General features: G+C 67.2%; 1 protein-coding gene. It reads left to right on the top strand.

Annotated elements, in window-relative coordinates; translation table 11 throughout:
- Nucleotides 1–1,171, top strand: a 1,171-nt coding sequence (gene tssI / locus ACQ4N9_RS26465) for a type VI secretion system tip protein TssI/VgrG (RefSeq protein WP_430934107.1), incomplete at both ends; no start/stop codon positions are given.

Raw genomic sequence — 1,171 nt, 5'->3', positions numbered from 1 at the left:
ACTGGGCGCGACGTACCCCGAGCGCGAGTACTGCGTGCAGTACGACGAGTCCAACCTGCAGTTCATCCAGCGGTTGTGTGAAGAAGAAGGCATCCACTACCACTTCCGCCACCGCGCCGACGGCCACCAACTGGTGTTCGGCGACGACCAGACCGTGTTCCCCAAGCTGGCCCCGGTGGCCTACCAGCAGGATGCCGGGCTGGTCGCCGACACGCCGATGATCAAGCGCTTCGGCCTGCGCGTGGAAACCCGCACCAGCAGCGTCACCCGCCGCGATTACGACTTCAAGAAGCCGCTGATCCAGCTCGAAGGCGCCGCCGACAGCCTCGACGAACCGGCCCTGGAAGACTACGACTATCCCGGCCGCTTCCTCGACCGCCCACGGGGCAAGCACCTGGCCAACCGCGCCCTGGAACGCCACCGCAGCGACTACCAGCAGGCCAGCGGCGACAGCGACCAGCCGCTGCTCGCCAGCGGGCACTTCCTGACCCTGGCCAGCCACCCCAACGCCCAGTGGAACGACCTGTGGCTCCTCACCGACGTGCGCCACCAGGGCCGCCAGCCGCAGGTACTGGAAGAAGCCATCACCAGCGACGTCGATGCCAAGTACGACGGTTTCCAGCAGGGCTACCGCAACTTCTTCGTGGTGACCCCGTGGCAGCAACCGTTCCGCCCGCCGCTGCTGCATCCCAAGCCCAAGGTGCTCGGCACCCAGCGCGCCGTGGTCAGCGGCCCGGCCGGCGAAGAGATCTACTGCGACGAGTACGGCCGCATCAAGGTGCAGTTCTTCTGGGACCGCGAAGGCCAGGCCGACGACAAGTCCAGCGTGTGGATGCGCGTGGCCAGCAGTTGGGCCGGGCAGGGCATCGCCGGGCTGCAACTGCCGCGCATCGGCATGGAGGTACTGGTCAGCTTCCTCGAAGGCGACCCCGACCAGCCGCTGGTGACCGGCTGCCTGTACCACGGCGTGAACATGCCGCACTACAAGCTGCCCGATCTCAAGACCCTGGCCACGATCAAGAGCAAGGAATACAAGGGCAGCCGCGGCAACGAACTGCGCATCGACGACACCACCAGCGAAATCAGCATCGCCCTGCGCAGCGACCACGGCGCCAGTGCGCTGAACCTCGGTTACCTCACTCACCCGCGCCCCTCTGGCGGCGCCCCGCGC

It is taken from the genome of Pseudomonas sp. ES1 (assembly GCF_050586605.1).
Lineage (GTDB): Bacteria > Pseudomonadota > Gammaproteobacteria > Pseudomonadales > Pseudomonadaceae > Aquipseudomonas > Aquipseudomonas sichuanensis.
The sequence above is the reverse complement of the archived record's forward strand: the minus strand, read 5'-3'. Positions and strand labels throughout refer to the sequence as shown.